Origin of the sequence: Bradyrhizobium rifense (assembly GCF_008123425.1) — a bacterium.
GTDB classification, from domain to species: Bacteria; Pseudomonadota; Alphaproteobacteria; order Rhizobiales; family Xanthobacteraceae; genus Bradyrhizobium; species Bradyrhizobium rifense.
Genome location: NZ_VSSS01000041.1, coordinates 69,859 through 95,367, shown reverse-complemented (window position 1 = coordinate 95,367; position 25,509 = coordinate 69,859). Strand labels below are relative to the sequence as shown.

The following is a 25,509-nucleotide window of genomic DNA, read 5'->3' as shown; positions in this document are numbered from 1 at the left end:
CGTTTTTCGTCAGACGAAATTTTCGCGCCGAAATTTGATTCCGAAATTCATTGTTGGAGCGGCGATGTCTCATCTCGTAGCAGTTGCGCTTGGCGCCCCAATCGTTGCGGCAGTAGCCTGGGTGACAATCATCCTATACCTCAACATGATCCTTCCCGAGGAGCACGACTAGAAGCACAAGGCCAGTATCATCGAATATGGGCAAGATCGGATTTGCCATCATCCTTGCCGCCCTTGCGGCATATGCCGCGGATCACCGCTGGAACGATGGCCGCTACACTGACAGCACGGCAGCCGTGCTACGTCATGCGCAACATGCGCTTGGCCGGTGAGTTTGGCTCGATCGCATCTGGACTTGTCGAACGCGCGGGACCAGGTCATCCGATGTTCGAAGACGTCGCATGCAAGTGCGGACCGGTCAGCGGAGATCTGCTCCACGTAGTCGTCGATTGCGTCGATCAGCGGGCGCGCGTAGCCAGCCGTCCGTTCCCTGATCAGATAGCTGCGAAGCCGGCCGAGTTCAGCCAGATCGGCACCGACGCGCGCCGCCCTGATGCGCTCATCCATTTCGCGCATGCACTCATGATGCCGAGCCTTCGCGACCGCGCGTTTCTCTACCTTCGTCATGCCGCCACCGAAACGCGGCGCGGGCGAGAGTCAAATTGTCGATTCCTAGCGGCCTAAATCGCTAGGCGGGCTACTGCTGTCGTGGGTGTGGAAGACTCGACCGCTCGGCATCCCCAAGGAGCAGCTCGAGCATGAAACCAAACGATGGGCGTCCAGATCAGTGGCAACAGCGCCGACATCAGCAATTCGCGACGTTGCGGCCAGCCGCCCACGGGTTTTGCGCCGCAACGCGGTACCAGGTCCGCCTAAAGTCGCGATTGCTCGCGTGCGGCAGCTCGCTAGCATCTCCCTGTGCGACCTCTGCCTCGTACCCAAAGCCGCCGGCCCGCACCGCGAACCCCATGTCGGCGCCACGGGCCCGCGGTAGCGGACCGATCTGTCAAAAGATCAAGGTAATGCGGGTGTAGAGTGCGAAGATGCGAAGCGCGATCGACGACTGTGTCGAGCAGTTCGCAGGCGATCGGACCGCACTTGCATGCGAAGTCTTCCAGCATCGGATGACCTGGTCCCGCGCATTCGACGAGCCCTCTCCAGCCTGAGGGCCGCACGCTGGTGACACTGCTCAGTGCCGGTGAGTACATTGCGACATTGCCGAACAAGGGGCACGCCACGCCGGAATGGCAGGCCGCCATGCAGGCGCTAATGCTGGCGGCGGAAAGCGGAGTCCGGCAATGCTCGCCCGGATTGGCGTCTTGCGGGCGTTGAACCGACACTACGTCCTCGAGTTCAACCCAAAGGGCAAAGAGCCGCATTGGGGCCGCGTAAGCTAAGAGGGATTAATGACCGTCTTCGTCTATGTGAACACCGCCAAACAGGTCGGCGACGTCGACCACATCAAGGTCTTTGCCACGGTCGAGGTCGCAGAGATCTGGTCGAGCAGAATGATCCTGAGGGCGTCACGTTCGAGTACGACGTGATAGGTCCATCAGTTTGAAGCGAGCTTCCTGCCCCCCGAGCAAAGGCAAAGGACGCAAGGTGGTTCCAGCCCCTGCTGCCGATTCAATTGCCGATCAGACCACCAGGAGTACTGGGCCCGGTACTGCGATCGTTATGACACTGCCGATACAAAGTGGCCCCAGTCCAGGGCTGGCGGCGGCTGGGCTCACCTTGGAGGCGGAGCGCAGTGCTAAAGCGGTTTCGCTAGGCATCCAAGCGGGCTTTGCCAAAGGCTGCGCGTTTGTGCATTGGTCCCCAGTGGCTTTATGTCTCCGACCTAAGAGCCGCTAGCCGTCCGACACGGCGAACTGTTTACCAATCACAGGCCCAAATCCTAAAAGTACGCACCTGCTAACGTTGTTTCGTTAGGTTAATCCAATGGCTAAGTTGCATCTGCCGGTTCGTCCTCGCACAATGCAGACAAGGGGCCGGCAGCCCAAATTCATTTCAGCGGATTTTTACCGACCGGCCTGACGAACTGTCATTTGTGTTGCGGCCTTTTTTAATGCGTTGCGAGGATATCAATGAGCAAATCAGCTCAGACGCGCGGTGATTGCCATTTGAATTCTGTTGAGGCGATCGAAGAACGCCTTGCGGAAATTGCTAACATGCAGCGGCGACTTGAGAGCACAGTCGCCCGGACAAGGCCAGCGCGCAAGCAGTTGCACTGAGTATCTTCAAAGCCGGTTTAGCTCAGTGGGAGAGCGCCGTTCCTTCTGGCGGAGGTCGGAGGTTCAAATCCTCTCAACCGGCACCAATTATTTCGCTCGCGCGAGTTGATTGCATACCAAGCTTCGGACCTGCGCCTCAGTCAGCCGGTTATGTTTTCTGAGGTGACCTTCAATGAACCTTTTCGGCCTACCTAAGACCAATCAGAGTATTACTCGAAAGCGCGAGGGCCAATTGAGCCAAGCGGATGCATCGATCGCTCAAGAGCGAAGTGGCCGCCGTCTTTCGCCAACCGGCATCGCATGGGCCGCTTCATGCGTTGTAGCAATGCTGGGCTGGACAAGCGCGCTCGTATGGTTTCTGTGGAACGTGCTGCGCGCTCTATCCGGATGAGGTCCGGCCTCAGAACCAAATCTGCGCCACTTTGACTGCCGCGCAGATGATCATTCCCCAAAGTGCAATGTTGATCTGTATTGTTCTGGCCATGGACCCTCGACAGGACCGCTTGAGTGCGGTTTCGACTCTGGCAACACAGTGTCAACGATTCGCTAAAAGTTCCCAATCCAACATGTCTGTGCGGCGCACTTGCAAGAGCTTCGCCAAATTTCGATAACGTTTCGGCCCATACTGACGCAGCTTTCGCAAGTTCGGCGTTTTTTTGGATGGGGCACGATTGAACGAGGCTTCAGTTTGAAGGCCGATGGGTTGACGTGCGAAGAGTTAGCACACACCCAGACCGGTATTAACCGAGGAAGATACAACTACGAGAAACAACAGCCTGCCGGCAGCGAGCACGTAAACTGGCCGCTGTGATCTCCGCTTTAACAGAAGGCCCGGACGAGTAGCCGGCCATTTAGGGGAGAAGACACATGGAACTTCGGTGGTGTGGTTGATTTTCGTCGGCCTTGGCGCGTCGAACGTCGTTACTGCAGACCCACTTCATGTTGGGAATTTTCCAGACATCAAGAGTTGCACTGAGGCGGTCCAGAAAGTTCAAGTCGGTCCAAATTCAAACATGACTTATCCAGGCTTTTTCATGTGTGTGCCGGCGAACACAGGTAAAGCAAGCGACCCGCCCGCTCCATTGAATTAAGTGGAGGCGCGTAGCCACTGTCTTAGCACCAGAGTGGGTTTACCTGACGCGCTGTATTTAAACCTTAGCTGATGGTAGCCAGCACCCTCCCGAGAAAGCCCCGGAGCGCGGCGCGGACGGCGCCTAAGTCTTTCCCGACGAGCGGATAATGGATCCTCGCCCAGAATGTTTCCACTCAGCAGGTTGCAGGTTCGAGTCCTGCGGTGATTGCCAATCAAAATTTTTCCAAAACGATTTCAAAATGTTGTGGCCTGTTAGGCACCGCTTTGAATTTGGTTAGTCACTCGATGTTCTCTCCCTCAGTCCCATGAATGAACGCGAGATTTGGTAGCAAGGAGCACTAGCATGAGCATAGTCCCGGCTCTTGCTCACGCGCTACCGGTTAAAGTTTTGGGCGATGACGGTTAGAGCGGCGCCTAAGGATGAGGCCCGCTGGTTCACGCTGGTAGCCTCCCTTTAAGACGAAAGCCGCAGCGAGTATTCGCTGCGGCCCCGCCGTGTCAAAAAAATCCGGGTGAAAAGATCTAAGTGAAATATGGAGCCAGCCCCGGTAAAAGGATAATATCGGGCCTCTGAGCGACCGCAATATGATCTAAATCACAAATCAATTAGTCATTAATCTGAACCATCTGCCGGCGCTGATGGAGGGAGAACGCCGCCGCGACTGGCTGGCTAGCTGGCGGGCTCTCACCCCGAGCACAAAGCCGCGTATGCCCCCGCGACCCCGTCCCGAAATAGAAACTGAACCGATTAAATTAAAAACCGGATAACAGTCGTCGCTGAAATAAACATCTTTGGGAAGATCCAAAGCGACGTACAGGCCGAAGAGGGCTGTCGCGAACAAGAACGATGTGAGCGCCATTCCAATATATGCGAACACAGTGAATACTCTCAATTAAACCAATTAAATAACCGTCATATGCCCGTCATCGGGACCATCGAGGTGCTTGAGCTTCGAGTCGGCTACGTCCGCTTCGGCATGCTGTGCAGGCAGGACATTAAGCGTCCGGACGTGCTCGCGCTCATGCGTTCATACGAAGCCGACGGGAAGCTGGAAACCAGCGACCGCGTGCGCAGCATTGGTGAGCAAATCTGCGACTATGTCGATGTCGAAGGGGACGGCTACAATCCATCCCGCAACCTGAATGGGCAGATGATTACCAACATTTCGACGCCGCGTCCTGGCGTCACTGAACCCGTGACGTAACGCGCGTCTTCAAGCTCATCAACGCACCCTGGACGAGAGCGAGGTTTGGTGACGTTGTTGGTCTTGCCTTGCGCTTCGATGCTCTGACCATTCCCCGCCCTGGCATGGTCAATGAAATGGAGTGGAGCGAGGTCGATTGGGATGCCGAACGTTGGACTATTCCAGCAGTCAAGATGAAGACCGGCTGGGACCATGTCGTGCCTTTGTCACGACAGGCACTCGCAATCTCGGGGAAAGCTCAGAAGCTAACCGGCCATCGCCGATACGCGTTTTCCTGCTCGAAGGACAAGGCGCCGTCGAACAACACTCTCAACAAGCGCTTGCGGCTGCTTGGCATTGACACCAAAACTGATCATTGTGCTCACGGATTCCGGCCCACCTTCTCGACCCTGTCTCACCACGAAGAGATCAAGGACGCCAAGGCATGGGACGGCGATGTCGTCGAGCTGCAGCTCGCGCATCTCGATAACTCTACTGTGGAAGGTCTCTACAAGAAGCACGGACCACTCGCGCTGATCGGCTCGAAGCTGATGCAGCATTGGGCTGATCGAATCGACCACTGGCTCGATCCCAAGAGGGTGATGCCGATCAAGGGAGGCGCGCGGCGCTGAATTACCTATCAAGCTGATCAAAGGTTGGTCACGCCGATATAGTTGTGTCCACAAGTTCAAGAAGCGACCGGACTATCACTAGGCGCCGCCGGCCGATTGTTGTCGTGACGTGATAAGCTGGCCAGATCCTATCAACTCATAAAGCTTCGTGCGTCCCAAGCCCGTTACCACGCAAGCTTCGTCCACCGTGCAGCTGATTCGCTCGCGAAACGGGACCACTTTCCCGTCCCGATCGTTCGTAGGCGATAACGGGCCTCTAAGCGGTCTCCGTGGGTCATCCGTCATAGTCTCTCCTTGTCACGAAAACGGCCGCTTGGTTGCAGCGCGCTGGAGACAGATCGGATGATACAAAACGCAACGGTCAATCGAATTACGCCATGTGTACATCAAGCTCTGGCAAGCTTCAGCGCATGTGGTGAAACTGTTCAACACGGCGTGAGCAGTCCAGGCGTCATAACCTGCCTGCCGCGGAAGCGTGAGAAAAGATTGATGCGCGAGGATATTACCAGGTCGCGTCAGCCCGACCGCTCATAACGGTCTGGTTGCAGGTTCGAGTCCTGCCGGGCCCACCATTTTTTTCAAGGGATTGCGCCGACTTCTGGCGCTTTGCCTTATGAATCAACCAACCCTACGTTCTTGCTCGGTGCCGAGTGCGTTCCAATAGCGTTCGCAGCCACGCGCAAGTGGTCGGGATGGTGATGGCCGTAGGTTTCTCGTAGCGTCTTCTCGCTCATACCGAGGAACCCAGCGGCCTCCCATCGGCGCTGCCCGCTGCATCAACCACGTAGCCGCCGCCCGCGAGACATTTAAGCGGGCGGCGTTTTTGTGAATCGAGCCGCCTCAGTCCGCGCGGCTTCTTCGGGCGCGTCATCTACCCTGCGGCCTTCCGCATCCACGATCCAGGCTTCACGCTTTGAGCTGCGATGGGCCTCGACGACAGAACGGGCCGTGGTCCGATCGACCGTCTCAACGTCAGCAATAGAGCCGTCCGAATTTTTGACCTTAACTATCCAAGGCATGCCCAAGATTAAAAACGACGACGCACGCGAAGGGAAGTGCTGGCTGCAACCTGTCGGACACACATCGGTCCTCAATCGACAGTTCTGCCGAATTTCGATATTCGCCGGTAATGAACCGGAGATACGTTCGGCATTCTAGAACCCTACGTTGCCTGCTTTTTAAGGGCATTGGGATGACGCCGGACAACCCACCTATCCTTCTTTGCAAGGCATGCAGGCGGCCCATGGCGTACTTGGCGAGGCTCTCAGAGATTGCAGGTTTGCCCGCTGTGTACGCCTATCGTTGTCTGCCCTGCCTGAGGGTCGACACCATCGTGCTAGGTTCACACTAGGAACGCCGGTCCCGCGAAAACGTTGGGTAATCGGTCTGTGGCTCGACAGTTTCGCGCCATCCACCCGGAACGGCCTGTCGTCTATCGCGCGTATGGCGGCGGGCCGGTTCTCGTTGTGTAGCGCCTAGGATCAACTGAACCGGCACGCTTCTTCACGGGCCGTTACCCGTTAAGTGCGGTGGATGACGGCATGATTGCCGCAACCGAGAAGTATATTTGCGCCACACCCACCGTTGCTGGAAAGCCGCAGTGGCTCTCCTAAGCCGCGAATTCAATAACCTCTCCCCCGCTTCGTCCGTACGTATCCCGAAGAACGCATCAAAGTGACGGTCAAGAGCGAGCTTGTCCCAAATGCGCATGTGACCAATCCGCGTCGGTTTGGGCATAGCGCCCTGTTCGACGAGCCAGAAATAGCATCGCTAAGGGACTCAACAGAACGAATTGTCTCGTCCAGCCCCTGCCCTGTCGCGACGATGGTGAGCCGTCTTACGACGTCGCCCTCGGCCATTTAAATGATTGCCTTTCGCCGGCCGCTTGTGCGACACGGTTTGTTCTCAATGAATTGTTGAAATGAATCAGAGGCGTTCGCGGAAGGTTTTGCACGTTTCTGGAAAACTATTTCCAGCATCGAACCAACCGCGAACACGCTACGACGTCGCAGCTAGGATGAAAGAGAGGCCCGTGCGCTGATGCCACCGATTTGACTAATCGTGAAGCAGGACTCGTTGGAGCGGCGTGACCCAATTCCTAGCTAAGCACGCGCGGTTCTCGATTGGAGAAAATGCGATGCGTTCCATTTTGGGCTTTGGCCTTTTGATCGCCTTGTGCGGCGTTGCGAACGCGGCGCCGGCGCACCACACCCACCGGCACGCTGTGGTTCGTTCCAATCAGGGCGCGTTCGCACCGGGCTCCGCTTCGAGCTTTGCGTACGCGCCACCTCGCCTGCCGCTCCAAGACCGGTCCGGCACCCCGGACTGCGACAAACCTGAAGCGTATTTCGGCGCTTGTCAGGGATATGCGCCTGGCGAAAAGGAGCAATTTCTCGATGGTGTGAGACAAGGTGGTTAGATCGCCCAAACACATCGGATGATCTTAACAACTGCGATCGTTGAGAGGCAAACGAAGGCCTCACCGACGTCAGCAACGGGTCAAGACTATTAGCAGGCCCCTTCGTTAGATTGTCCGTGTAGGCAAGTTGAGCGCGCCGCGCTCTCTTGGCGAAAAGCCAAGTTTTCCCAGCAGGCTGATCATGACCGATACGTGACCGTGCTTTAGCTCGCCGTTTTTGAACCGGGCCGCCAGCGTGGCCGCTATCTCGACAAGGAAGCGATCGGCGCTGGTTAGCCAATAGCCCCGGGTCTTCATTTGCCGCCATACTTCGGCAACATCGGTTGTGACGTCGGCAGGCGGATCAGGCAGCGACGCCGTTACAAGCGGCTCGCCTGTCGAGCCTGCTTCCGGTTTGGGTTGCGCTTAAATGCCCCGCGAAGTTCAAGCAGAGCAATTGGTGTTCTTGGTCTGGCCATTGGCCTCCTAAAGCTTTGGGTTTGGTGGACGTAGAACTTTTCCCATGGGCCGGTTAGAGCCCCACAAGTGGTAAAGAATCGACGCCCCCCTACCCCATCCGCGCCATTGCTTGGCAGGAGGCGCAGCGGTAGCTTCGCCGGGAGGTTTTTATCGATGGATCAACATCGGACAGCATTGGTTCTGTTTGCGCTCGCCTTGGCCACCGTCATCATGGTCGCGGCCCTAATCACGCTGGATCGCGTCAACACTCATACGACGAGCAACGACGCACCACCTGGAACGGCAGGACTCGCTAGACCCCACCCGCCGTTAAACCGTGCGGCCGGTGAACCGCTGCAGACGGTAGGCGGGCCGTCTGGCGCGATTCGGCAGCGCCCTTAACCGAACTATCGGCGGGCGGGCCAAATGCACTTCGCAAGACGAAGCGGGTGGCCTTGGCAGTTGCAGAAACAAGAACTACGCGTGTGGTCTATTTCACAATGTCGTTGCGCGCGCTTGCTTAGATTTGGCACCCATGCGGAGCCTTATCATGCGCGCCATCATTGTTCTGATTGTCGCGTTGGTCGCGATAGCCGCCATCTACAGCGGTCCATTCAAGCCGCTAGCAACGGCGGAAATGCCTGCTGTGAATGCGCCTTGAGAGCGCACACCAGCGCCTGTATGCTCACTACATTGTGCGTCGTAGGCATATTTTCATGTCTTATATCTTGACCAGATGCCCAGTGACCGGACGAGTTTTACCAACCGGCTTGGATACGGACAGCGCTATCTTCGAAAGCCTAGTCGCTATAGCTCTTCCCGTTCGTTGTCCATGTTGCAGTCAGACCCACCACTGGAAGCCGGGGAACGCTTGAGTCAGCCACCCGGGCGAACCGACTTCCTTGCTGTCATAATTCCGTAATCTCTCTGTATTGGGCCTTGCTTTTGTAGGGGCGTGCCATGGCAGAAACACAGTCGGAGAAGCGCGAGCAAATCCTGAAAGAGCTGGCTGAATTCGAGCGACGCGAAAACGAACTCCTGAGGAAAGACCGCGAAGAACGGGCAGCAGCGCTGCACCTTCCTCTACACGCAATCAAGGTTCACTAGCCGCGTTGCCCAGCGCGTTAACTGTTGCGGTAGGGGTCGGCGCCTTTTTCGCAATCCGATTTTTAGCGGGACACCGCGGCTGATCGTGCTGCCTAGGAAGCCAGCCGAAGATCGTATCGGCGCTTCAACGGATCGCTTGTGACCTTGGCGGCATATTGAATACGGTCGAGATCGCCTCTGTCGTTCGCTATGACACACAATTTCCAGTCCATGCCCTGTGGTTCATGGGCCTCGTACTCGACTTCTACTGAGACGACATGTTCGGAGCCGGGGAAACTACGAATGTCCTGAAGCGCAATGCGCTCGAGGTTCGCCTTTGAAATTAACGCTTTTGCCACCTTCATCTCCTGAGTTGGCAAAGGGCCGCCGAACGGCACACCCGAGCCAACCGGACCCGGGTGGCTAAGTTCCTATGGGGCTGCAATGCTTCAGTCCTTAGGCCGCGTCGCGGAGCGCGCCTACTGTTGACGATCGCCGATGTCGAACGCGCCTAGGCGGTAATCGTCCCCCACCGACTGCTCAGTCGTCGGCCGCGCGATCAAGGTGAACGTCGCGTCGGGGTAGCGCGTCCACACTTCAATGTCCTCTGACGTGACGGTCAAATATCCGAAAAAGCATCTATATCGACCCGGCTCGGTTACCCGGCCGATTTTGTCCCAGTTGATCTTGTTGACCCGCATCGCTAGCTCCACTCGTTCTCAGGCAGAGAACCGGGCGGAGGTTCAAGTTCTTCGAGGCCGGCTTCGATCACCGCCAACTCCTCTGGATTGCGTTGATAGCGTTTTCTGGGTTGATGCCCGACACGGCTTGCAGCTGGGCGAGCACCTTGCGTCGATGCGCCAGCAAGTCCGTTAGTGCGCGACGGTCCCGCACCTTCACGTAGCTAGCGACGATCAGTTCGATGGCCTTTGACACGTTCGTCGTTTCCCACCTTGCGGATTATCGTGGCCGGCTAAGTTCTGTCAGACCGGCTTCGGTCATACGATATTCGACATCCTCGCCGGTTGAGCGTCGCTCCATCCATCCGTTTCGTAAAAGAGCGAGCGTTGTTCCGGGGTGATCGGGAAGCTTCGAAGAAGACACCCAATCGCGGTCACGAAGAGGATCGAGCATTTGCCGGTGATACTGATTAAAAAGCGGCCTGCGCTTTTCCTGCCGACCGATGTCTTGACGTATCGTTTCAAGCGGGCGTTCGGGTTCCATGGCCGTTGGTGCCATCGCATCGTTTACGATCAGTTACTGGATCGGGAGCAGCCGGCAATCTTTTCTAAATGGTTCAAGAATATTGTTTCGTGGCATGGATCACGAGGACGCATCCGCCTGGCTCGTGCCGGCCCTTAGGCGAAGCTATGCTCGGTTAGCGGCATGGATGGTGCGCGATAATCGCGTGCCTGAGCCCGCCCGCATGCCGGCAGCGCCACGGGTTGAACGTCCCAACAGAATTCCCGAGAAGCCGCGGAGGCCTGCGCCTCCGCGTGCCCAAGCCGCGAGGTCACGATGACAAAAAGCCGCGGGTTGACGCGACATTGGTCGCCCGAAGAAGAAGCGCGACTGCTTTCGCTCATCGCCGATGGCGCCACGGCTGACGATGTCGGAAAATGCTTAGGTCGCACGCGCCAAGCGGTTTACTCTCGCTTGCAGCGCTTTCAAAGGCAGCAGGGCCGAACGAGCCGAACGAACAGAAAAGCTTTTGCGCAAGTGTCGATCTATTAAACGCCGCCGTTGCGACACCGTCCAATTGGATCATCCCAAGGTCGCATTTGCAACTTCGACAAATGACGGCAGGCTACCTGTCTTATCCTAGGTGAGCCCGCACGATGACCAGCCCGACTGACGACGAATTGCGCGCCGCGGTCACCGCTGCCATTGAGCAGTGGAAGACTTCGCGCCAGCTCCCCTACCTGTCGCCGAGCGATTGTGAGACGCTGAACAAGTTGATCATCACCGGACTTCAAACCGTGCTGTTTCAGCGTGCGAAGGCCTTCGACAAGCGTTAGAACGCACAGCTTGATCAAACCCGGCGGAGTTCGACGACGCGATCTTTAATCGAAGCATGCGCACGCAAACCGGCGTCTATCCAAGCCTTCGCCTGAGTGTGCCCGACCTTCATGGAGCTTTCGTTGCTCCACCACGCACTGCTTCAAAATAGGCCGGCACTTACGCGGCGACGTCGAACGATGCGATTAGGGTACGCAGGTCGTTGGCCAGCTCGCGATAGTGTTCGCTCGCACGCAGGTAAAACTCGCGATTACCTCGTCCGATCGTTTGGCGATCAATTCGCACTCAGTCGCGAGGCTCTCAAAGCGTTCCAGTTTGGCTTGAAAACCGATCATGTGGCGCCCCCCAAAACTCGTTGCTAAAAAGGATGGGAAACATATTCGCGGAATTAGGTCAGGGCAAGCATCGTTACATGCCGTACCAAATTACCGGGCCGCGGCTTCGGTTGGCGTCAAGCTGTGCGCAGCACGCACATGTGCATCGAGGTTCGGATGCTGACCGAGTCACCGCAGAAGCAGCGCGCAAACGGCCCGCGCGCTCTGTTGGCGGCGGAAGCGCTAGATCATGCATCCGGTCCTTCCAATTCTCCCAGTCGCGCTGGCGTCGCCATGCCTCGAAATCAGCTTCTGTGAGAGTGACCGCCAACTCCACCCAAGCACATTGGAAGGCGGCCGTGCATCGTCGAATGTTTCGGCGATCCCAGTTCTATGCTCGCCGGGATCAACGCCGGGATAGAAGCCGCAAGACCAGCCCCATTGCGGCGCCGAGCTGGGTACGCCCGCGCGCCGGCCGATGACACCGATCCGGACGTCGTTAAGATGGATCAGTCACGTTTCGCGATGGGGATCATCTTTGCTGCGGCGGCGGGTGAGCGGAGGCATGTCGCCATCAAAGCGGTAACGGATAAGGCCTGCAAATTGTCAATTCCTTGGGTGTCGAGGGTGTGGTCGACCCGCCACTACTCGTGGGTGTGGACAATGGCCGGCGGGCATCACTGCCGCCGGCCATCGCTTGCGCTGCCTTGGGCTGGGGGTAGATCGGCAGCGCTGACTAAGCCTGTCGAACGGTGATTAACAACCTGCTAACCAATTCGGGCAGGCTCTGGCTATTTCGCGGGCAACAAGGCGGCGGCCTGTGCTGCGGTTCGTTCTTGGTTGAGCGCGAACAGGCGCGCGAGCGCCTGGTCTTCCGACATGTCAGCCGGCCAGCCCTAGGCGGCGGCGACTGCCGCATCCAACTCGGCGTGCGCATTGACTAGCCAAGTCAGGCGTTCGTTGTAAAGGTTGGTCATCCGCCTGGGCAGCGTCGATCTACGCCTTTCGTGCATAGAGCTGGGCTTGTTGAACCATCCTTCTCCGCGTTAACCGGAAAATCCGATCCAACTCTAATTAGACAACAGTGCTGCTTGTTGGCGCACCTGGTGCGAGGTTATCTCGTATTGCGAGGTTCGGCGGGACCGGCAATTGAAGCAAAGAATCTTTTGAGGAGTTCTCGCCATGATTGAAAGGTCAATGGAACGTCGCGCACTGCCGCGCGAGGTCATCAATGCACCGGCATTGCTTTCCTTCGATGGAATTTCGGGGGTGCATCCGTGTGTGGTGCGCGACATCAATGCTTTTGGCGCTTGCCTTTCAGCGCCCTATTACATATTCGCCAACGAGTTTGATCTATTGTTTAGCGGCTTTCACAACACGCTTGCCTGTCGAGTAGTGTGGAGGCGGGCAACCCTTTCGGGCGTGGTGTTCGTTGTGCGCCGCCGCGGATCAAAGCCGGAGAGTGCAAGCATCGTTCAACTTAATGTGCCCAATGCACTCGTGCCGGAGCGGCCCACTGGCGACGTCTGCGTCCTCCCTTTTGATTTGACCTGATGGTCCCGCATCGAATGGGTAAGCGGCTCGTGACAGACGCTATGACGAGCTGTCGCGAGATTGGGCTGCAGGCAAGTCTGACGCGCTATCCAACAGATACACTAGAAATAAGTGCCGACCGACCGCGAGAACACCAGCACGGCGACGCTAGTCCCGCAGGATTTGCGCTTCGGGTCACGAGCCGTGATCCTTGCGGTGAGCAAATCACGTCGGCTCTGTCTCCGACAGGAGACCTCAACCGACCTCCAACACTTGTCGCGATGGACCGCTTCCAGAAAACAAGCTGACAGCCCGGCCTGTCATCTCGCTCAATTCTGAAGTGTGCCAAATCTGTCGGATGGGGGCCCCGAGGAGGCCGGCGAGATAACTAGGGCGCACATGCAATGCGCTCGGAGAGGTAGCTCGGCATTCTCCGAGCGCCTTGGCGCTATTTAACGGCCGGTAGGCCCGCTACGGCCGCAGGTGATGGATTGTTCAGGCATTTGGGATGGCCGAAGCCACCTGCGCTTTGGCCAACTCCGCCCTGACCGTTGGGTGCCTGTCCAGTCCCGCCGGTTCCGTCGGCATTAGCCGTGATGTCGAATATGATGTTGTCCGGGTGGTTTGCATCGGCAACTCCTTGAACCCCTTGAAACTCATCAAACCCGAGAGCGTGCCGAGTCCGCCAGGCGACCATGTGATCGGTGCACGACGTGTCGCCACTGACACCCAGGCCACCTACTCGCTGTCCGGCCTTGTAGAGTGCCAGCCCGCCGCCGAATACGTTTACCCCACCAATGCGTTTGCCGATCATTGGGTCGACGTTCGTACCGAACGCTTGGCTGTTGACGGGAGCCGGGTTGAAACTTGCCTGGGTCACGCCCCCAAAGCTCGATTGGTTGCCATAAGCAACGCCGGTATCCACCGGATTGCTGTGCTGTAAGCCGTAGAGGCTGCCACCAGGTTGGACAGCGGAGAAGAGATTGGCTGTCGACAAGGCAAGACCGGATGGGAATGCACTACCCGGGGGAGTGACTCCGTGGCCAAGGCTGAAATCATTCGCAGTATTTGCCTTCTGTGCGGAAATCACGCGGCTGCCGAGCCACTGGGCCGTGAACTGGCCGCCGGAAAATGCAACCGCGCAAACTGTCCCATCGCGGTCGACGATCGTGCCCCACATGTGAAAGCCAAGCCCACCATTTGGGCCGTTCGCTGCCGTTAGAGATCCAGCCAAAGCGGATCGAAGCTGCGATAGATTGGGCAAAGATCCGCAGTCCGCCATAACGGGACCGGCAAGTAACGTCGCGAGGACACTGACGGAATATGAAAGCAGGCGAGGCTGAACATTCATTGGCTGCTCCTCTGCTGTTGAACACGTGATCAAAATCGATGATGTGGGCCCCCATCAATCTTCGTCTGAAAGACAGCCCGCAGGTTCACGTCGCGTCAGGCGTTTTGTGTGTCAATATCTCTTACGTGTCCTGCAAGTATGCTGTTCGCTTCACGCGAAGCCGTCCCCGAAACAATTTGGCTGACAAAATACCGCAATCTCAACGTTCGTCCGCTTCGGTCAAAATGCGAATACGCAACCTGCGCCAATCTAGTCCGCCATTGCCTCCGCGGACCTCAGCGAGGTGCGCCGCCACTTCGCAGATGGGCCATTAGCCAACAAAAGGAATGCGGGGGCCGACTTACGTTGTCCTCCGAGGAACCACTGCACCACTCCTTTGTTGGGCTGATCATCTGGACAGCAAAGGAACACGATCATGGACCGTGAACACGTAAAAGGCGCGGCCGACAAGGCCAAAGGCGCGATCAAAGAAGGTGCCGGTAAGCTTACTGGCGACAAAGAGATGGAGGCCGAGGGCAAGATCGATAAAGCCAAGGGAGCGGCCCACAACGCCGCAGGAGATGTGAAAGATGCGGCGCGAGACGCCGCTGACGCCCTCAAAAAGTAAGAAGATGTAAGACCAAGAACTAGCCGCCTCCAGGCGGCCATTTCTTTGGGAGACCAGCAACAGAAGTGGCCATGCCAAGAGAAGTTGCCGGGCCCAGACAAAAAGAGCGCCAACGGAGATGGCCTAATCCTCTGGAGGCGCGGAATAAGCTAAGCTATTCGTAATCTCGCTGCAACCCGCGCGTTGATGACACTTGCGCACCAATCTGAGGCGCAGGCTGAGGTGTTGGAGCAAGCGGAGTTATTGATTGAAAAATGGGTAGAGAACGATTGCTTTACCAATTTTCTAAAGCTTCCGAGCACCAGCTTTGCTAATCGTCCCGCAATCCCGGCGTGCTATTGAAGGGCAAAAGAATAAGGGAGTGCTGCGGTGTTCAACCTCATACGGATCTTGTCGCTGTTGGCCTGTGCCTACGCGAGCTCGGCGTTCGCAGAGATGCAATTGGAGCCGGCCGTTCCCTCTCTCGCGCAGCATGACCATGGCTGAGCAGACTGACCTCGGGTTAGTTCACGCCCGCGCCATTTGTGACGAGATCGGCACGAGACTGAGCTGCGTTCTCCGGCCTGACCACGAGGATTTGCCTACTCGGCTGCGAGTTCTCCTCGACCGCCTTAAGCAAATGGACGGCGGAACGCCTGCCCTGCCTCCAACGACAGTAGACATGACTAGACAGCTGAGGGATGCAGCTTAGGACTTCTCCATGCAAGAACGCCGTTGTGCAGAACGAACGGAGATCGACGAAGTCGCCTACATCGCTGGCGACGGATCAAGCGTGCGCTGCCGCGTCGTGAACATTTCGTCGGACGGCGCCGCCGTAGAGTTGCCCGACCCATCCTGCTTGAGGCCCCGGTTCAAGCTTATGCTTGAGAACGATCGGCTCATCAGAAACTGCCGGCTGATCTGGCGTTCGGGGAACCGTGTTGGCGTTTCTTTCGAAGATTAGTGGCGGGTTGCATCATTGGAGTTGCCGCCCAAGTCATTTTGGCGTTTTTGCCTCGGCCGCCACGACATCAAAGCGAACGTATTGATACCGAGGCAATAGGGCCGCCAGCATTAACCAGCGGGCCGGCCATCGTGCTGGGACCTCGGTCGGAGGGCCTTTCTTGGCCTAGAGAGAGCTGCATTCGTGGCGCGATCAAGCGAGAGTGGGAACTTCCAGCGTCTCGCGACGGTTCAGGCTCTATGACAACTTTCTATTTTGATCTTCATAGCGGCGTAGGCATTGAGGCCGCCCGCCGTCTCGCTCTCGAGATGCTCGGCCAGACTATCCTCGACGACGCGGCGCGGCACGCGGGATGGGTTTCGAAGGTAGAAGTCAGAGACCGGAGAAGCCTGATGCTACGGGTCTCCGCTGCGCGTTTCCGCACGATCGGCGCAGCGGCAGCGACGTCGCACATTGCATGCCACCCCGCGTCTCAACCGTTCGGTTGAGATCTTAGCCGCCCATTAAGCGGGAACGGTCAGTCTGCGCCTTGGGACGGGGCCGTGGGGGACATACGCGGCCTTGTTTCGGGAGAGCCCGCCAGCTAGCCAGCCCCGGCGGTGCTCTCCCTCACTCGACGCCATTAAATGCGTTCCCAAGTGTGTCCCAGATGACATTGCACTGCGGCGAAGCTGCTGTAGGTTGCTGCTCACCGGGGCTGGCTCCATATTTCACTTAGGTCTTTTCACTCGGAATTTTTTGACACGGCGCGGGCCGCAGCAGGAGATAACTGCTGCGGCCTTCCGCTGGTTAAGTTGATCGGGCCGACTGCTCAGGCTCGCGCTGGCTGGCAGTATTGCCAGACCCGAGCGTCCCTGAGCGGCCCTTCAATCGCAGAGAAATGCCGAGCTGGTGTGCCTTCACAGCGAGGGCTGACGGAGCTCGTTGCAGTTCGGCGGCGATTTTTGCGCGGGGGATGTTCCCGGCCATTTCCTTAAGCTTTTCAACGTCGTCCTGGGACCAGTGGCGGCGCGACATCTTCCACCTCTTCTGAAATTGCCCCTTCGGCAAAAGCTAATAAAAAACGAAAATTCTCGTAGATCAAGGGGCAACCTGACGACCCGGCGGGGCCGCAAAGGGGCTCGAGCAGCGCATAAGAGCGTATCGCCAACAAACTAACATATGTTTGGGATTGCCAGGATTTCCCGGCGCTTGTCAGATTTTTGTTGGCAACAACGAATCATCTTGGCATGCTTCTTTAACCGGGGCTGGCACGTTCATCTCGCATCTATTTTACACCCGGGCTCTGAAGCAACGACAACGCTGCAGACGTTTCAGCACGAGTTTAGATCAGCGTAACGAACTAATGAGGCCGCCTTTAGGTGGCCTCTTCGTTAAGCACTCAATTTCTCCGGGGATATTGCAATGGCAAAACCAGCCGTTTCCCGTGATGCATTTCGTGGATTGTTCGCTTTCTACGCGGCGAAAGCCCATCACGATCATAAAGCCGAAAGTGAGGAATGCCTTCTCAAGCTGTTCGGGTCCGCGGAAGACATTCCTGATCGTCTGTTGCAACAATGGTCTGATAGAGCTGATCTACTCGGCTCCGAAACCGTCGGCAGTATAGTGGAGCCGCGTGCACATGAAATCACGGGCGGCGGTGCGCGATACGACCACGCCAGCGACTTTCTCCACGCGCTCCTGAGAGACCTTGGGAAAAAAATGCAGTGATTAAGATACGCGCAGATTTTCCGCGCTGCTCTTACCGCGCCTCTGATCGACTTTGACTTCGTAGGAAATCTTCTGCCCTTCGCGCAGGTCCGAGAGGCCAGCGCGCTCGACGGCGCTTATGTGCACGAAAACATCTTGGCCGCCGTCATCCGGCTGGATGAAACCGAAACCCTTGGTCGCATTGAACCACTTAACAACACCAGTCGCCACGTCCGTATCTCCTGCTTCTCAATACCAACTAAAGTAAGTCGACCAAGGTTCTTTCGGCAAGTCTTGATCCGTTTGGTTTGGATGGGGAGCGTCCTCCCGTCCTTGCCTCGCCAGCGCCGCGGGTGTCTCCACTGCGCCGACGCTGAGTGCGTTGATCAAGCGTCCCTAAGCCTCGCGGCTGTTGTTTCCCCTCGCTAGACTCCCCCTCCAATCACACGGGCCACGTGAGCGGCCTGTTTCATTTTCCTCAGCGCAGTCTTGCAATGGCGGGAAGCACGCTTGTCGCGTCCGCCTCTGGTGGCCCAAGGAGAGCCCAAATGGCGACCGCCAAGACAAGCGCGCTGGAGAAAGTCCACAATGCCAAACGCATTACGGCATAATCGCCATAACGGACAGATCAGCATCAGTGAAGCTTGAACCTCCCGATGCAAAATAGATTGTGGCAAGCATCACAATGGCGAACGCTATGTAGCCAAGAATAATCGCGCCATCGTGATTGCGAACCAAGGACGGCATAGGTGCGGAATGTTGTGCAATAGCCATGACCAAATTTCCGATAGAAATTGCGCTTCATTGCGCGACATCATCTTAGGTTTGGTCTGCGAAAGCGCTGTGAAGCAATTCACAGCATAGGCGCACAAATTCCCGTCATTTCTTGTTAGTTGCATTCCGTGAGTTTGCTCGCCAGTACAATCGTCTCCCCGGCTGGATGTGCTGGAAAGGCCAGTCAACCGCAACGCTACTCTGCTTGCGGCTTGCCGATAAACTCGCGCCGACAGACTCAGCTGGCCGATGCAAACTTAATCTCCAACTATGAACTAGTTCACAATTGCTTCTGATTGCGAGGCGCAAACCTCCAGCTTCAGCGGAGCATTTGATTCATGCGCTGTTCAAATGGGAAGCGCGTTCCGCGGCGCATTTTGATTGCTTGTCTGCTCCTCTTGTCTGGAGCAGCCTTGGTGATCGCGGCGCCCTCATATTTCACTCCCCGAAGTCAGCCGGTGTCCGAAATGGCATGCTTAGCTGACGGCTACTGCTGAATGTAAATCGGCGCGTCCTTTGACCCCCAATCGGCGCCCAAGGCTGACCCCACCCCATGTATCATAAGTGTCGACACGCATTCTCGATTCCGCCGCCGCACTGGGGGTCAATGTTGGAAGCCGAAGGGGGTCAATATTCGGAGCCGAAACACATGCGTGGACCAAGTGTACCGACTTTGTGTACCGAGCGCACAGTCGGCCGTCCGAAAAAATCCCTTTTTGATCAAGGATTACGCTGATTTCCGCGATTTCTTGCTGGGGTGGCGGAGAGAGTGGGATTCGCCCCCCAAAAGAAACGTTAGTGTTGGTAGCGTCGTTGGTAGTCGAGCCCAACGACTTAAGGAAATCGCGTATTATCAATTAGTTGCTTTTTAATTTCGACGCCGGCCAGGGCGGCTCCGGTGTCGGCAGCGATCAGGGCGGACGCAAGAGCAACACATAGCGTCGAGCACGGTTCGCGCGGCTGATGGCGCGGAGGAATTCAAGACCATCGCGATTTTCTGCGGCCTGGATGCTGCTCTCCCTCGTCGCGGCCATGCTCTACGGCCCGGATTTCACGGCCTTTTGAGGCGCTTGCGCCTTCAGCACGCGGTCGCTCGAACTCGCTCGCGTCCTTCGCGACGAGGCTCACACCGTTCCCGCCTTCGCTTCGCTCGCTCCGCGAGCGGCGGCAGCGGTGGTACGGGTGCATTGACCATCTCGGACTGCGTCGTCTCGATCGCCTGGTCGACGCTGGTGCGCGCCTCCATAAAATCGAGTGCGGAACGGCCTTTGTCGGTGATCTTCCACCCGCCGCTTTCGCGATCGACCAGACCTTGCGAAAAGATGTCGAGCTCAGGTACGCGCGCAGCCAGCCGCTTGGTCCGGTCGGCCCAGTCTCGGCCACTGGTCGCCAAGATCGCCATGTCGCGCTTGATGTCGTCCATCACAGCGAAGCCGCCCGGATAGGACACCAAGATCTTCAACACCGTGACCTGAAAATTCACAGCCGAGTCTCACTCAGTGCTACACAGTCGGCGTCCCGGAAAGGGCTTCGCGACCGAAGGCCCCGGCTCGCCGGGGCCTTCGCGCAGTTAGTGCGATCAGTATCTCGCCGCGATCGGGGCACCAAAGCCACCGAAGCGATAGTTCAACCGAGCGGTGACCATGTCCACATCCTGGCTAACCCTGTCGCCGAGGAGGATAACGCCACCGGGTGAGAGCACACCTGCGCCTGCGAAGGTGCGGTTGTCATTCCCCATCCAGAGATGATCGTATTCAACACCGATCGACCAGTTCGGCGTGAAGCCATACTCCCAGCCAACGCCCAAGGCACCGCCCCAGCGCGTGTGGCTTGCCGAGTCCAGACCGACCCCGGTGAGGTTGTTGAAGGCATCAAGACGATTGTGGGTCACGGCCGCACCACCCTTCACGTAAAGCAGTGACGCGTTCCACGCCCAACCAAGTTGCGCCGTGAAGAGACCAATGCCGTCGGTCTTCCCTGTGGTCGATAGCAGCGGATCGATCAGGGTGACGCGCGTGTTCTTGATGTCGGCCCAATCGCCCTGCGCTTCCAGTCCAAGCACAAACTGATTTGTTTGCCAGCGATATCCGATCTGTCCGCCGACGAGACCTCCGGAGCGAGAAGCGCAACCACCCGCGACTGTCCCTGCCGGTGTCACGAAATCCACGCAACCGCGGCTCTGGCCCCACCCGCCGTTGGCGCCGATGTAGAAACCGGTCCAGTCATAGATCGGAGCGACAATTGGAGGCGGCGCCTTAGTGTACGGACGGGCCGCCAAGTCAGCCGCGGATGCGGGGGCGGATAGACCTACGGCCATCATCGAGACTGAGGTGATTAGAAGTTTTTTCATTGCGATGGCTCTCCCCTGAAACAAGTTTAAAATGGCAAGCCCCCACCTAAGGAGCCAATGCTATCTCGCTCGCCTGCAGGTTGATGTAGCCAAGCCGCAACAGTTGGCGCAGATGTTCAACGAGAATTCGTCAAAGGTTTTAGTCACTTACATGGAACCGGACACCCGCCAACGTGCATATTGCGGATGGCAAAACCGCCGACCTGCGGCGGACCACGACCTTTGGCTCTCCTGACCGTGACGACCTCTGCTTTACGTCTCGCTTCAGACACGTCGCCGAGGCGGGCCAACTGCGCACCCGTGGCTGCAAGCCTCGCGCGAAATGCAGTCATATTGACCTTTATTGAGTGCGCGATCCGATGAACCTTTGCGAGATTTGCAGGACCCACAGTGAACGGTTTCACATTTTGCGTCCTGGGCCGGGGCTAAGCTCGGTATGGAATTCGCCCGAAGCAGAAGTCCTGCGGCGAAACACTTTTCCGATTGTCACGACGCAAGACTGATGCATTTTTGATCGAAATTCCGGAATTGAAGACTGACCGAAGTAATTCCAAGGGAGCTTTCCTATGGATTATTTTGCCGAGGATTCCGCGCACGTTACCAATAACTTTTCCCTGAACGAACCTGCTGCCAGCGATCCCGAAGACAGGGTCACCCGCAAGCGTTGGGTGAAAGGCGTCCTGGCCTTCTACGCCTGCTTGCTCTTAGCTGGTGCGACCGCGATTGGCGTCTACCAGGGCGTGACCACGTCAGGCGGCATAGAGCAACATGCCTCCTTGGGCACGGACGTTCGATCGAACCACTAACATCTGATGCATTTCACAAGTGAGGGGGCCATTCGCCCTCATCTCAACGCGCCCATCGAGCGCCAAACTCGAAGGATCCGGTCATGGCAACCATAGACTATACTCACACCGCGTCATCGGCGCAGGTGACACGAGACTACGACGGATGGATCATTGCCGGTTATGGTCTCTTGGGAGCAATCGCGCTTGTTGCGCTCTATTTTGCGGCAGGCGGTCCCGGAAACGGCGAGGCTGCCCTTGCCGTTATGGTGGCCATGCCCTGATTTGACGGCGCACGATGCGAGGGCTTCTCGTTCTCCTTGTAGCGTTATCGCTTATGTTGGCCGCACGAGCCGAAATGCGATGAAAGGAAACGCTAGAGATCCCGGCACTGCGGGAGGCTATGCCGACGCCCGATGAGGAAGAAGGATTACGTTAGAAGCGCTCTCGACATATCGGCCCCAAGCGTCCATCAACTGTCGCCGCTTCTTCAACGCGTTGCCACGCCGATAGGCTTGTTCGGTTTCGTCGCCAACCTTGTGAGCCAACGCCATTTCTGCAATTTCGCGTTCGAAACGCGTTTCGTCGCCAGCCCAATCGCGGAAGCTGGATCGGCAACCGTGCGTCGTCATCGCCGGATAAACTGCCTTCAGCGCGTGGAGCACGGCACTCATGCCGAGCGGCTTCGTATGGTCCTTTGACCATTGCCCCGCGAATACATAGGCGTCGCGCGCCGCCTCCTTCGGAAGGACCGCTTTCAAGATCGCGATAGCCCGGTCGCAGAGTGGCACTTCGAAATCTTTTCCGTCTGGATGGTCTTCTGTCTTCATCCGTTCGGCCGGAATCGTCCAAAGCCGCTCACCGAAATCTACCTCGCGCACGCGCATGAAGCGGGCTTCGCCGGTTCGTACTGCCGTCAAGATGATGTATTCGGCGGCGAGGTTGACCGCCGTGTCCGCCGCTTCGTGGCTGGCTTGCAGCGCCCGGACGATGCCGGGGACGTCCTTGTATGGCGCGGCCTTGTGATGGCGCTTCGAGCGCTTCGACTTCGGCAAGAGCGGCTTCAAGGTCTTCCACATCGCGGGGTTCTTCCCGGACCGAAGTCCTTTGGCCTCTGCAGCGTCAAGCACGCGCTCGATCCGGCTTCGCGTTTCGCGCGCCGTGCGGTTGATCGTCATCCATATGGGCGACAAAATCCCCAACACGTCGTTCACCGTGATGCTGGCGAGCTCCGTACCTCGGATGGGCTTGCACCGAACCTTCAGGTCACGTGTCCAATCGGCGTGCGTATTTTTACCCTTGAAGCCGGCCTTGATCGATAGCAGGAAGGCGTCCGCGAATTCTCCGAAGTTGCTAGCCGCCACTATTTTGGCGCGCCGCTCCGCCCCCGGCTCTTTGCCTTCGGCTAGTTGCTTGCGCGCCTCTGCCGCCTTGAGACGTGCGTCGGCGAGCGAGATGCCATCCCTGCCTTTGCCTTTGGCCGAGCCCAGCCCAATTTCTCTACGCTTCCCGGTGCCACGCACACGGTAGAGGAAAACCCACTGGCGCCGCGCGTGCGTACCCGCCTCGATCGCGAGGTAAAGCCCACCGCCGTCGCTATGACGGCCGGGCTCAACGATGGTCTCGGCCTGCCGAGCCGAGAGCTTGTGCAGCTGTCTTTTGGCCATTTCCGCCCCACCATCCGCCCCACCATTGAACACGGATCGCAGCGGATTGCGGCGAATATCCGTGAGCAGCGTCGAACTTTCGACGAAACGATTCTAGCACAGTTTACAACGGCTTAGAAGCTTTCGGCGCACGATTGGGGACACGCGCGGAGGTCCGTCACGGACGTGGTGATGCCAGTCGCGCCTTACTTTTGTCTGGCGTTCACTTTTGCGCGCAGACTATTTGGCCTTCCCCGCGAGCCAGACCCGCCCCTCACCGTAGAGCTTCTCGACCTCGGGGCCGATCAGGCCGGGCATATCGCGCTTGACCTTGTAGCCGATCAGCTCCTGCATGTAGGCGAGGTGGCGGTAGCCCTCGGGCAGCGCAGCGAGCGCCTGCTGGTCGAGGCGGAGGGTTGCTGCGGAATCGACCGGGTCGATCCGATCCTTTTCGTAGATTGGCTGGCGGCGGACGATGCCCCATTGGCCAATACCTGATTGGTCATGCCGCTTCTCCAGGAAATCGTAGAAGCGCCCGGTGCAGACGACGTCGCAGAGCACGTCGTGCACCAGGGCCCGTTGCGAGATCGTCATCTTGGTTTGCGCGATGGCCCGCTCGCGGGCGAGATCGATGCTGGTGCCGCCGAGGAAATGCAGGATGCGCACGCCCTTGGCAAAACCCTCCTGGCTGACGCGCATGAAATCCCGCGCCGGCCCCTGAAACCAGGTCGCGGACATCCAGCCGTCGTCGTGCCAGACGGTCGCAAAGCGCTCCCAGTCGCCGGCGTCGCGCCACACCGCCCAGTTCTCGACGAGGTCGCGGATGGCGAGGCGGTCGAGGAGTTGCTGGTCCATGATGCGAAATCTCCGGAAGGCTTGATGCGGCGATGGATGTCATCGGCGCAAAATATCAACGGGGCAATGAGGTTGCCGTCAAGCGGTGATGCTTCGCGGCCCCACCGACCGCCCACAGCCAGACAGGCGCGATGCGAGCAACGATGCTTGCAATCAACCAGATGGCGATTAATATTCGTGCCGATGCAGATTAAATTTCCTTTGCTGGCCGCTCTCTTTGGATTGCTGACCGCCCTCCCCGCGCATGCGCAGATCGACACTGTCCAAGCCTGGAAAACAAGGCTGGCCGCGCACCTCGCCGCCAAGAAGCTATTTCCGCCTCAGGCACGGGGCCAAACCGGTAACGCCAAGGTCATTTTCGTCATCGACCGGTCCAGCAAGCTGATCTCGCGAGCGTTGGTGGAGAGTACCGGCTCGCCACCGCTCGATGAGGCCGCACTGGCCATGGTGGAGCGGGCCGAGCCGTTTCCAGAGCCGCCCCCGGAGCTGAAAGAGGATACTTTCAGCTTCACCGTGCCCATTTTCTTCAAAAGACTGGGGCCGCCGCCTGTGAATGACGAATGGCTCGAATCCTGGATCGACGAACTGACCAAGAGGACCGCCAACAGCCCGCCATCTGACAAAGATGATGCCAGATTGAACGCCAAGCTTCACAGCATCTGCCGCGGTTGTTGAGTCCTCCGCACCATTTCATGCGAAGCCTCATGCAAATGAAACTCCTCCTATCGGCTACGCTTATCGGATTGCAGGCGGCTTTCCCCGCGCTGGCACAGACCGATAAGCAGATCGAACGCGCGAGCGCCTGGAAGGCAAGGCTGACGGAACACATTGCCGGCAACACGCTACTCGCAATCGAAGGGCGCGGACAGGCCGGCCATGCCAAAGTGACATTCGTCATCGACCGCTCCGGCAAGTTGAAATCGCGGACGTTGGTCGAGAGCACCGGCTCTCGGCAGCTGGATGTTGCTTTAGTGGCGATCTTCGATCACGCCCAGCCGTTTCCCGAACCGCCATCAGAGCTGACGGAGGACATGTTCTCTTTCACAGTGCCGCTGGTCTTCGCCGGCCGTCATTTCGACGTAGTCCCCTACGGGTTGGCAGCGAGCGTGCCGACGCCCGCCTTCGCGGCGTCTGACGCCATGGACGCGTGGCGCAATACAGTGACCGAACAGGTCTGGCGCAATAGGATGTTTCCTCCGGATGCGATCGGTCAGAGAGCCAACGCCGGCGTTACGTTCGTGATCGATCGCTCCGGCAAATTGATCTCGAACGCTTTGGTGGAAAGCACGGGCTTCGCGCCGCTAGATGCCGCGACGCTCGCGATGGTGGAGCGATCCGCGCCGTTTCCCAAACCTCCTGCCGGGGCGCCCGACGACCTCCAGAGGATGACCGTTCTCATGACGTTCGATGGGACGCCGCCGGGACAGTCCATTGGCTGGTCATGGACAGAGGACGAAGCCAAGATCAAGGCCAAACTTAAAGGTGTCTGTCGCGGCTGTTGAGGCGAAGTGCCTACGAATAGAAACGGCGCGCCTTGTGGCGCGCCGTCTTCATGTC

General features: G+C 57.9%; 26 protein-coding genes and 1 tRNA gene. 15 read left to right on the top strand and 12 right to left on the bottom strand.

Features of this window, described 5'->3' with window-relative positions; genetic code table 11:
* Window positions 1-219: 219 nt before the first annotated feature.
* Window positions 220-627 (bottom strand): hypothetical protein, encoded by a 408-nt coding sequence (locus FXB40_RS26530; RefSeq protein WP_148775082.1) that lies wholly within the window; start codon window positions 625-627, stop codon window positions 220-222.
* Window positions 628-1,406: 779 nt separating this feature from the next.
* On the opposite strand from FXB40_RS26530, the gene FXB40_RS48140 reads away from it, so the two are divergent.
* From FXB40_RS48140 to FXB40_RS26505, 5 genes are all read left to right on the top strand, one after another.
* Window positions 1,407-1,544 carry a hypothetical protein gene (locus tag FXB40_RS48140; RefSeq protein ID WP_187437156.1) on the top strand — a complete coding sequence of 46 codons (138 nt, stop codon included), beginning with the start codon at window positions 1,407-1,409 and terminating at the stop codon, window positions 1,542-1,544.
* A gap of 701 nt (window positions 1,545-2,245) precedes the next feature.
* Window positions 2,246-2,320 (top strand) — tRNA-OTHER (locus tag FXB40_RS26520).
* Window positions 2,321-4,244: 1,924 nt separating this feature from the next.
* Window positions 4,245-4,532: a phage integrase central domain-containing protein gene (locus FXB40_RS49365; RefSeq protein WP_246207961.1), complete on the top strand. Its 288-nt coding sequence runs from the start codon at window positions 4,245-4,247 to the stop codon at window positions 4,530-4,532.
* 68 nt (window positions 4,533-4,600) lie between these two features.
* Window positions 4,601-5,143 (top strand): tyrosine-type recombinase/integrase, encoded by a 543-nt coding sequence (locus FXB40_RS49360; protein WP_246207959.1) that lies wholly within the window; start codon window positions 4,601-4,603, stop codon window positions 5,141-5,143.
* Between the two features lie 2,137 nt (window positions 5,144-7,280).
* A complete protein-coding gene (locus tag FXB40_RS26505; RefSeq protein WP_148775081.1) occupies window positions 7,281-7,562 on the top strand; it encodes a hypothetical protein in 282 nt (93 codons plus the stop codon).
* Between the two features lie 105 nt (window positions 7,563-7,667).
* Here the strand turns inward: FXB40_RS26505 and FXB40_RS26500 are convergent, their stop codons facing one another.
* On the bottom strand, window positions 7,668-7,859 hold the full coding sequence (locus tag FXB40_RS26500; protein WP_148775080.1) for a hypothetical protein: 192 nt from the start codon (window positions 7,857-7,859) through the stop codon (window positions 7,668-7,670).
* Window positions 7,860-8,960: 1,101 nt separating this feature from the next.
* Between FXB40_RS26500 and FXB40_RS48135 the strand changes: the two genes are divergently transcribed.
* Complete coding sequence (locus FXB40_RS48135; RefSeq protein ID WP_187437155.1) at window positions 8,961-9,107, top strand: hypothetical protein; 147 nt, start codon at window positions 8,961-8,963, stop codon at window positions 9,105-9,107.
* A gap of 92 nt (window positions 9,108-9,199) precedes the next feature.
* On the opposite strand, the gene FXB40_RS26495 is transcribed toward FXB40_RS48135, so the two are convergent.
* From FXB40_RS26495 to FXB40_RS26485, 3 genes are all read right to left on the bottom strand, one after another.
* Window positions 9,200-9,445 carry a hypothetical protein gene (locus FXB40_RS26495; RefSeq protein ID WP_187437154.1) on the bottom strand — a complete coding sequence of 82 codons (246 nt, stop codon included), beginning with the start codon at window positions 9,443-9,445 and terminating at the stop codon, window positions 9,200-9,202.
* 120 nt (window positions 9,446-9,565) lie between these two features.
* Window positions 9,566-9,787, bottom strand: a complete 222-nt coding sequence (locus FXB40_RS26490) for a hypothetical protein (RefSeq protein ID WP_148775078.1) — start codon at window positions 9,785-9,787, stop codon at window positions 9,566-9,568.
* 67 nt (window positions 9,788-9,854) lie between these two features.
* On the bottom strand, window positions 9,855-10,022 hold the full coding sequence (locus FXB40_RS26485) for a hypothetical protein (RefSeq protein ID WP_246207957.1): 168 nt from the start codon (window positions 10,020-10,022) through the stop codon (window positions 9,855-9,857).
* A 902-nt stretch (window positions 10,023-10,924) separates the two neighbouring features.
* On the opposite strand from FXB40_RS26485, the gene FXB40_RS26480 reads away from it, so the two are divergent.
* Together FXB40_RS26480 and FXB40_RS26475 are read left to right on the top strand one after the other, a co-directional pair.
* Entirely contained in the window at window positions 10,925-11,104 is a 180-nt protein-coding gene (locus FXB40_RS26480; protein ID WP_148775077.1) for a hypothetical protein, read from the top strand.
* A gap of 1,497 nt (window positions 11,105-12,601) precedes the next feature.
* Window positions 12,602-12,973 (top strand): PilZ domain-containing protein, encoded by a 372-nt coding sequence (locus FXB40_RS26475; RefSeq protein WP_187437153.1) that lies wholly within the window; start codon window positions 12,602-12,604, stop codon window positions 12,971-12,973.
* A gap of 427 nt (window positions 12,974-13,400) precedes the next feature.
* Here FXB40_RS26475 and FXB40_RS26470 read toward each other — a convergent pair whose 3' ends face one another.
* On the bottom strand, window positions 13,401-14,303 hold the full coding sequence (locus FXB40_RS26470) for a GlcG/HbpS family heme-binding protein (protein WP_187437152.1): 903 nt from the start codon (window positions 14,301-14,303) through the stop codon (window positions 13,401-13,403).
* Between the two features lie 415 nt (window positions 14,304-14,718).
* On the opposite strand from FXB40_RS26470, the gene FXB40_RS26465 reads away from it, so the two are divergent.
* The 3 genes from FXB40_RS26465 to FXB40_RS26450 all read left to right on the top strand — a co-directional run bounded on the left by FXB40_RS26465 (window position 14,719) and on the right by FXB40_RS26450 (window position 17,563).
* Window positions 14,719-14,910 (top strand): CsbD family protein, encoded by a 192-nt coding sequence (locus FXB40_RS26465; RefSeq protein ID WP_148775076.1) that lies wholly within the window; start codon window positions 14,719-14,721, stop codon window positions 14,908-14,910.
* 700 nt (window positions 14,911-15,610) lie between these two features.
* The gene (locus tag FXB40_RS26455; RefSeq protein WP_148775074.1) at window positions 15,611-15,853 is read left to right on the top strand and encodes a PilZ domain-containing protein; all 243 of its coding nucleotides are present in this window, start codon (window positions 15,611-15,613) and stop codon (window positions 15,851-15,853) included.
* Window positions 15,854-17,257: 1,404 nt separating this feature from the next.
* Window positions 17,258-17,563 carry a hypothetical protein gene (locus FXB40_RS26450; protein ID WP_148775073.1) on the top strand — a complete coding sequence of 102 codons (306 nt, stop codon included), beginning with the start codon at window positions 17,258-17,260 and terminating at the stop codon, window positions 17,561-17,563.
* Here the strand turns inward: FXB40_RS26450 and FXB40_RS26445 are convergent, their stop codons facing one another.
* The 4 genes from FXB40_RS26445 to FXB40_RS26435 all read right to left on the bottom strand — a co-directional run bounded on the left by FXB40_RS26445 (window position 17,564) and on the right by FXB40_RS26435 (window position 20,666).
* A complete protein-coding gene (locus FXB40_RS26445; RefSeq protein ID WP_148775072.1) occupies window positions 17,564-17,773 on the bottom strand; it encodes a cold-shock protein in 210 nt (69 codons plus the stop codon).
* A 369-nt stretch (window positions 17,774-18,142) separates the two neighbouring features.
* Window positions 18,143-18,316, bottom strand: coding sequence for a hypothetical protein (locus FXB40_RS48130; RefSeq protein WP_187437151.1), 174 nt, complete (start codon window positions 18,314-18,316; stop codon window positions 18,143-18,145).
* A 1,078-nt stretch (window positions 18,317-19,394) separates the two neighbouring features.
* Window positions 19,395-19,799: a hypothetical protein gene (locus FXB40_RS26440; protein ID WP_148775071.1), complete on the bottom strand. Its 405-nt coding sequence runs from the start codon at window positions 19,797-19,799 to the stop codon at window positions 19,395-19,397.
* A 96-nt stretch (window positions 19,800-19,895) separates the two neighbouring features.
* A complete protein-coding gene (locus FXB40_RS26435) occupies window positions 19,896-20,666 on the bottom strand; it encodes an outer membrane protein (RefSeq protein ID WP_148775070.1) in 771 nt (256 codons plus the stop codon).
* 566 nt (window positions 20,667-21,232) lie between these two features.
* On the opposite strand from FXB40_RS26435, the gene FXB40_RS26430 reads away from it, so the two are divergent.
* Window positions 21,233-21,472 (top strand): hypothetical protein, encoded by a 240-nt coding sequence (locus tag FXB40_RS26430; RefSeq protein WP_148775069.1) that lies wholly within the window; start codon window positions 21,233-21,235, stop codon window positions 21,470-21,472.
* 83 nt (window positions 21,473-21,555) lie between these two features.
* Window positions 21,556-21,735 (top strand): hypothetical protein, encoded by a 180-nt coding sequence (locus FXB40_RS26425; protein ID WP_148775068.1) that lies wholly within the window; start codon window positions 21,556-21,558, stop codon window positions 21,733-21,735.
* Between the two features lie 117 nt (window positions 21,736-21,852).
* Here the strand turns inward: FXB40_RS26425 and FXB40_RS26420 are convergent, their stop codons facing one another.
* Together FXB40_RS26420 and FXB40_RS26415 are read right to left on the bottom strand one after the other, a co-directional pair.
* On the bottom strand, window positions 21,853-23,118 hold the full coding sequence (locus FXB40_RS26420) for a tyrosine-type recombinase/integrase (protein WP_148775067.1): 1,266 nt from the start codon (window positions 23,116-23,118) through the stop codon (window positions 21,853-21,855).
* Window positions 23,119-23,337: 219 nt separating this feature from the next.
* Window positions 23,338-23,952 (bottom strand): nuclear transport factor 2 family protein, encoded by a 615-nt coding sequence (locus tag FXB40_RS26415; RefSeq protein WP_148775066.1) that lies wholly within the window; start codon window positions 23,950-23,952, stop codon window positions 23,338-23,340.
* 183 nt (window positions 23,953-24,135) lie between these two features.
* On the opposite strand from FXB40_RS26415, the gene FXB40_RS26410 reads away from it, so the two are divergent.
* Window positions 24,136-24,627, top strand: a complete 492-nt coding sequence (locus FXB40_RS26410) for an energy transducer TonB family protein (protein ID WP_148775174.1) — start codon at window positions 24,136-24,138, stop codon at window positions 24,625-24,627.
* A gap of 29 nt (window positions 24,628-24,656) precedes the next feature.
* Entirely contained in the window at window positions 24,657-25,454 is a 798-nt protein-coding gene (locus tag FXB40_RS26405) for a TonB family protein (RefSeq protein ID WP_148775065.1), read from the top strand.
* Window positions 25,455-25,509: the final 55 nt, after the last annotated feature.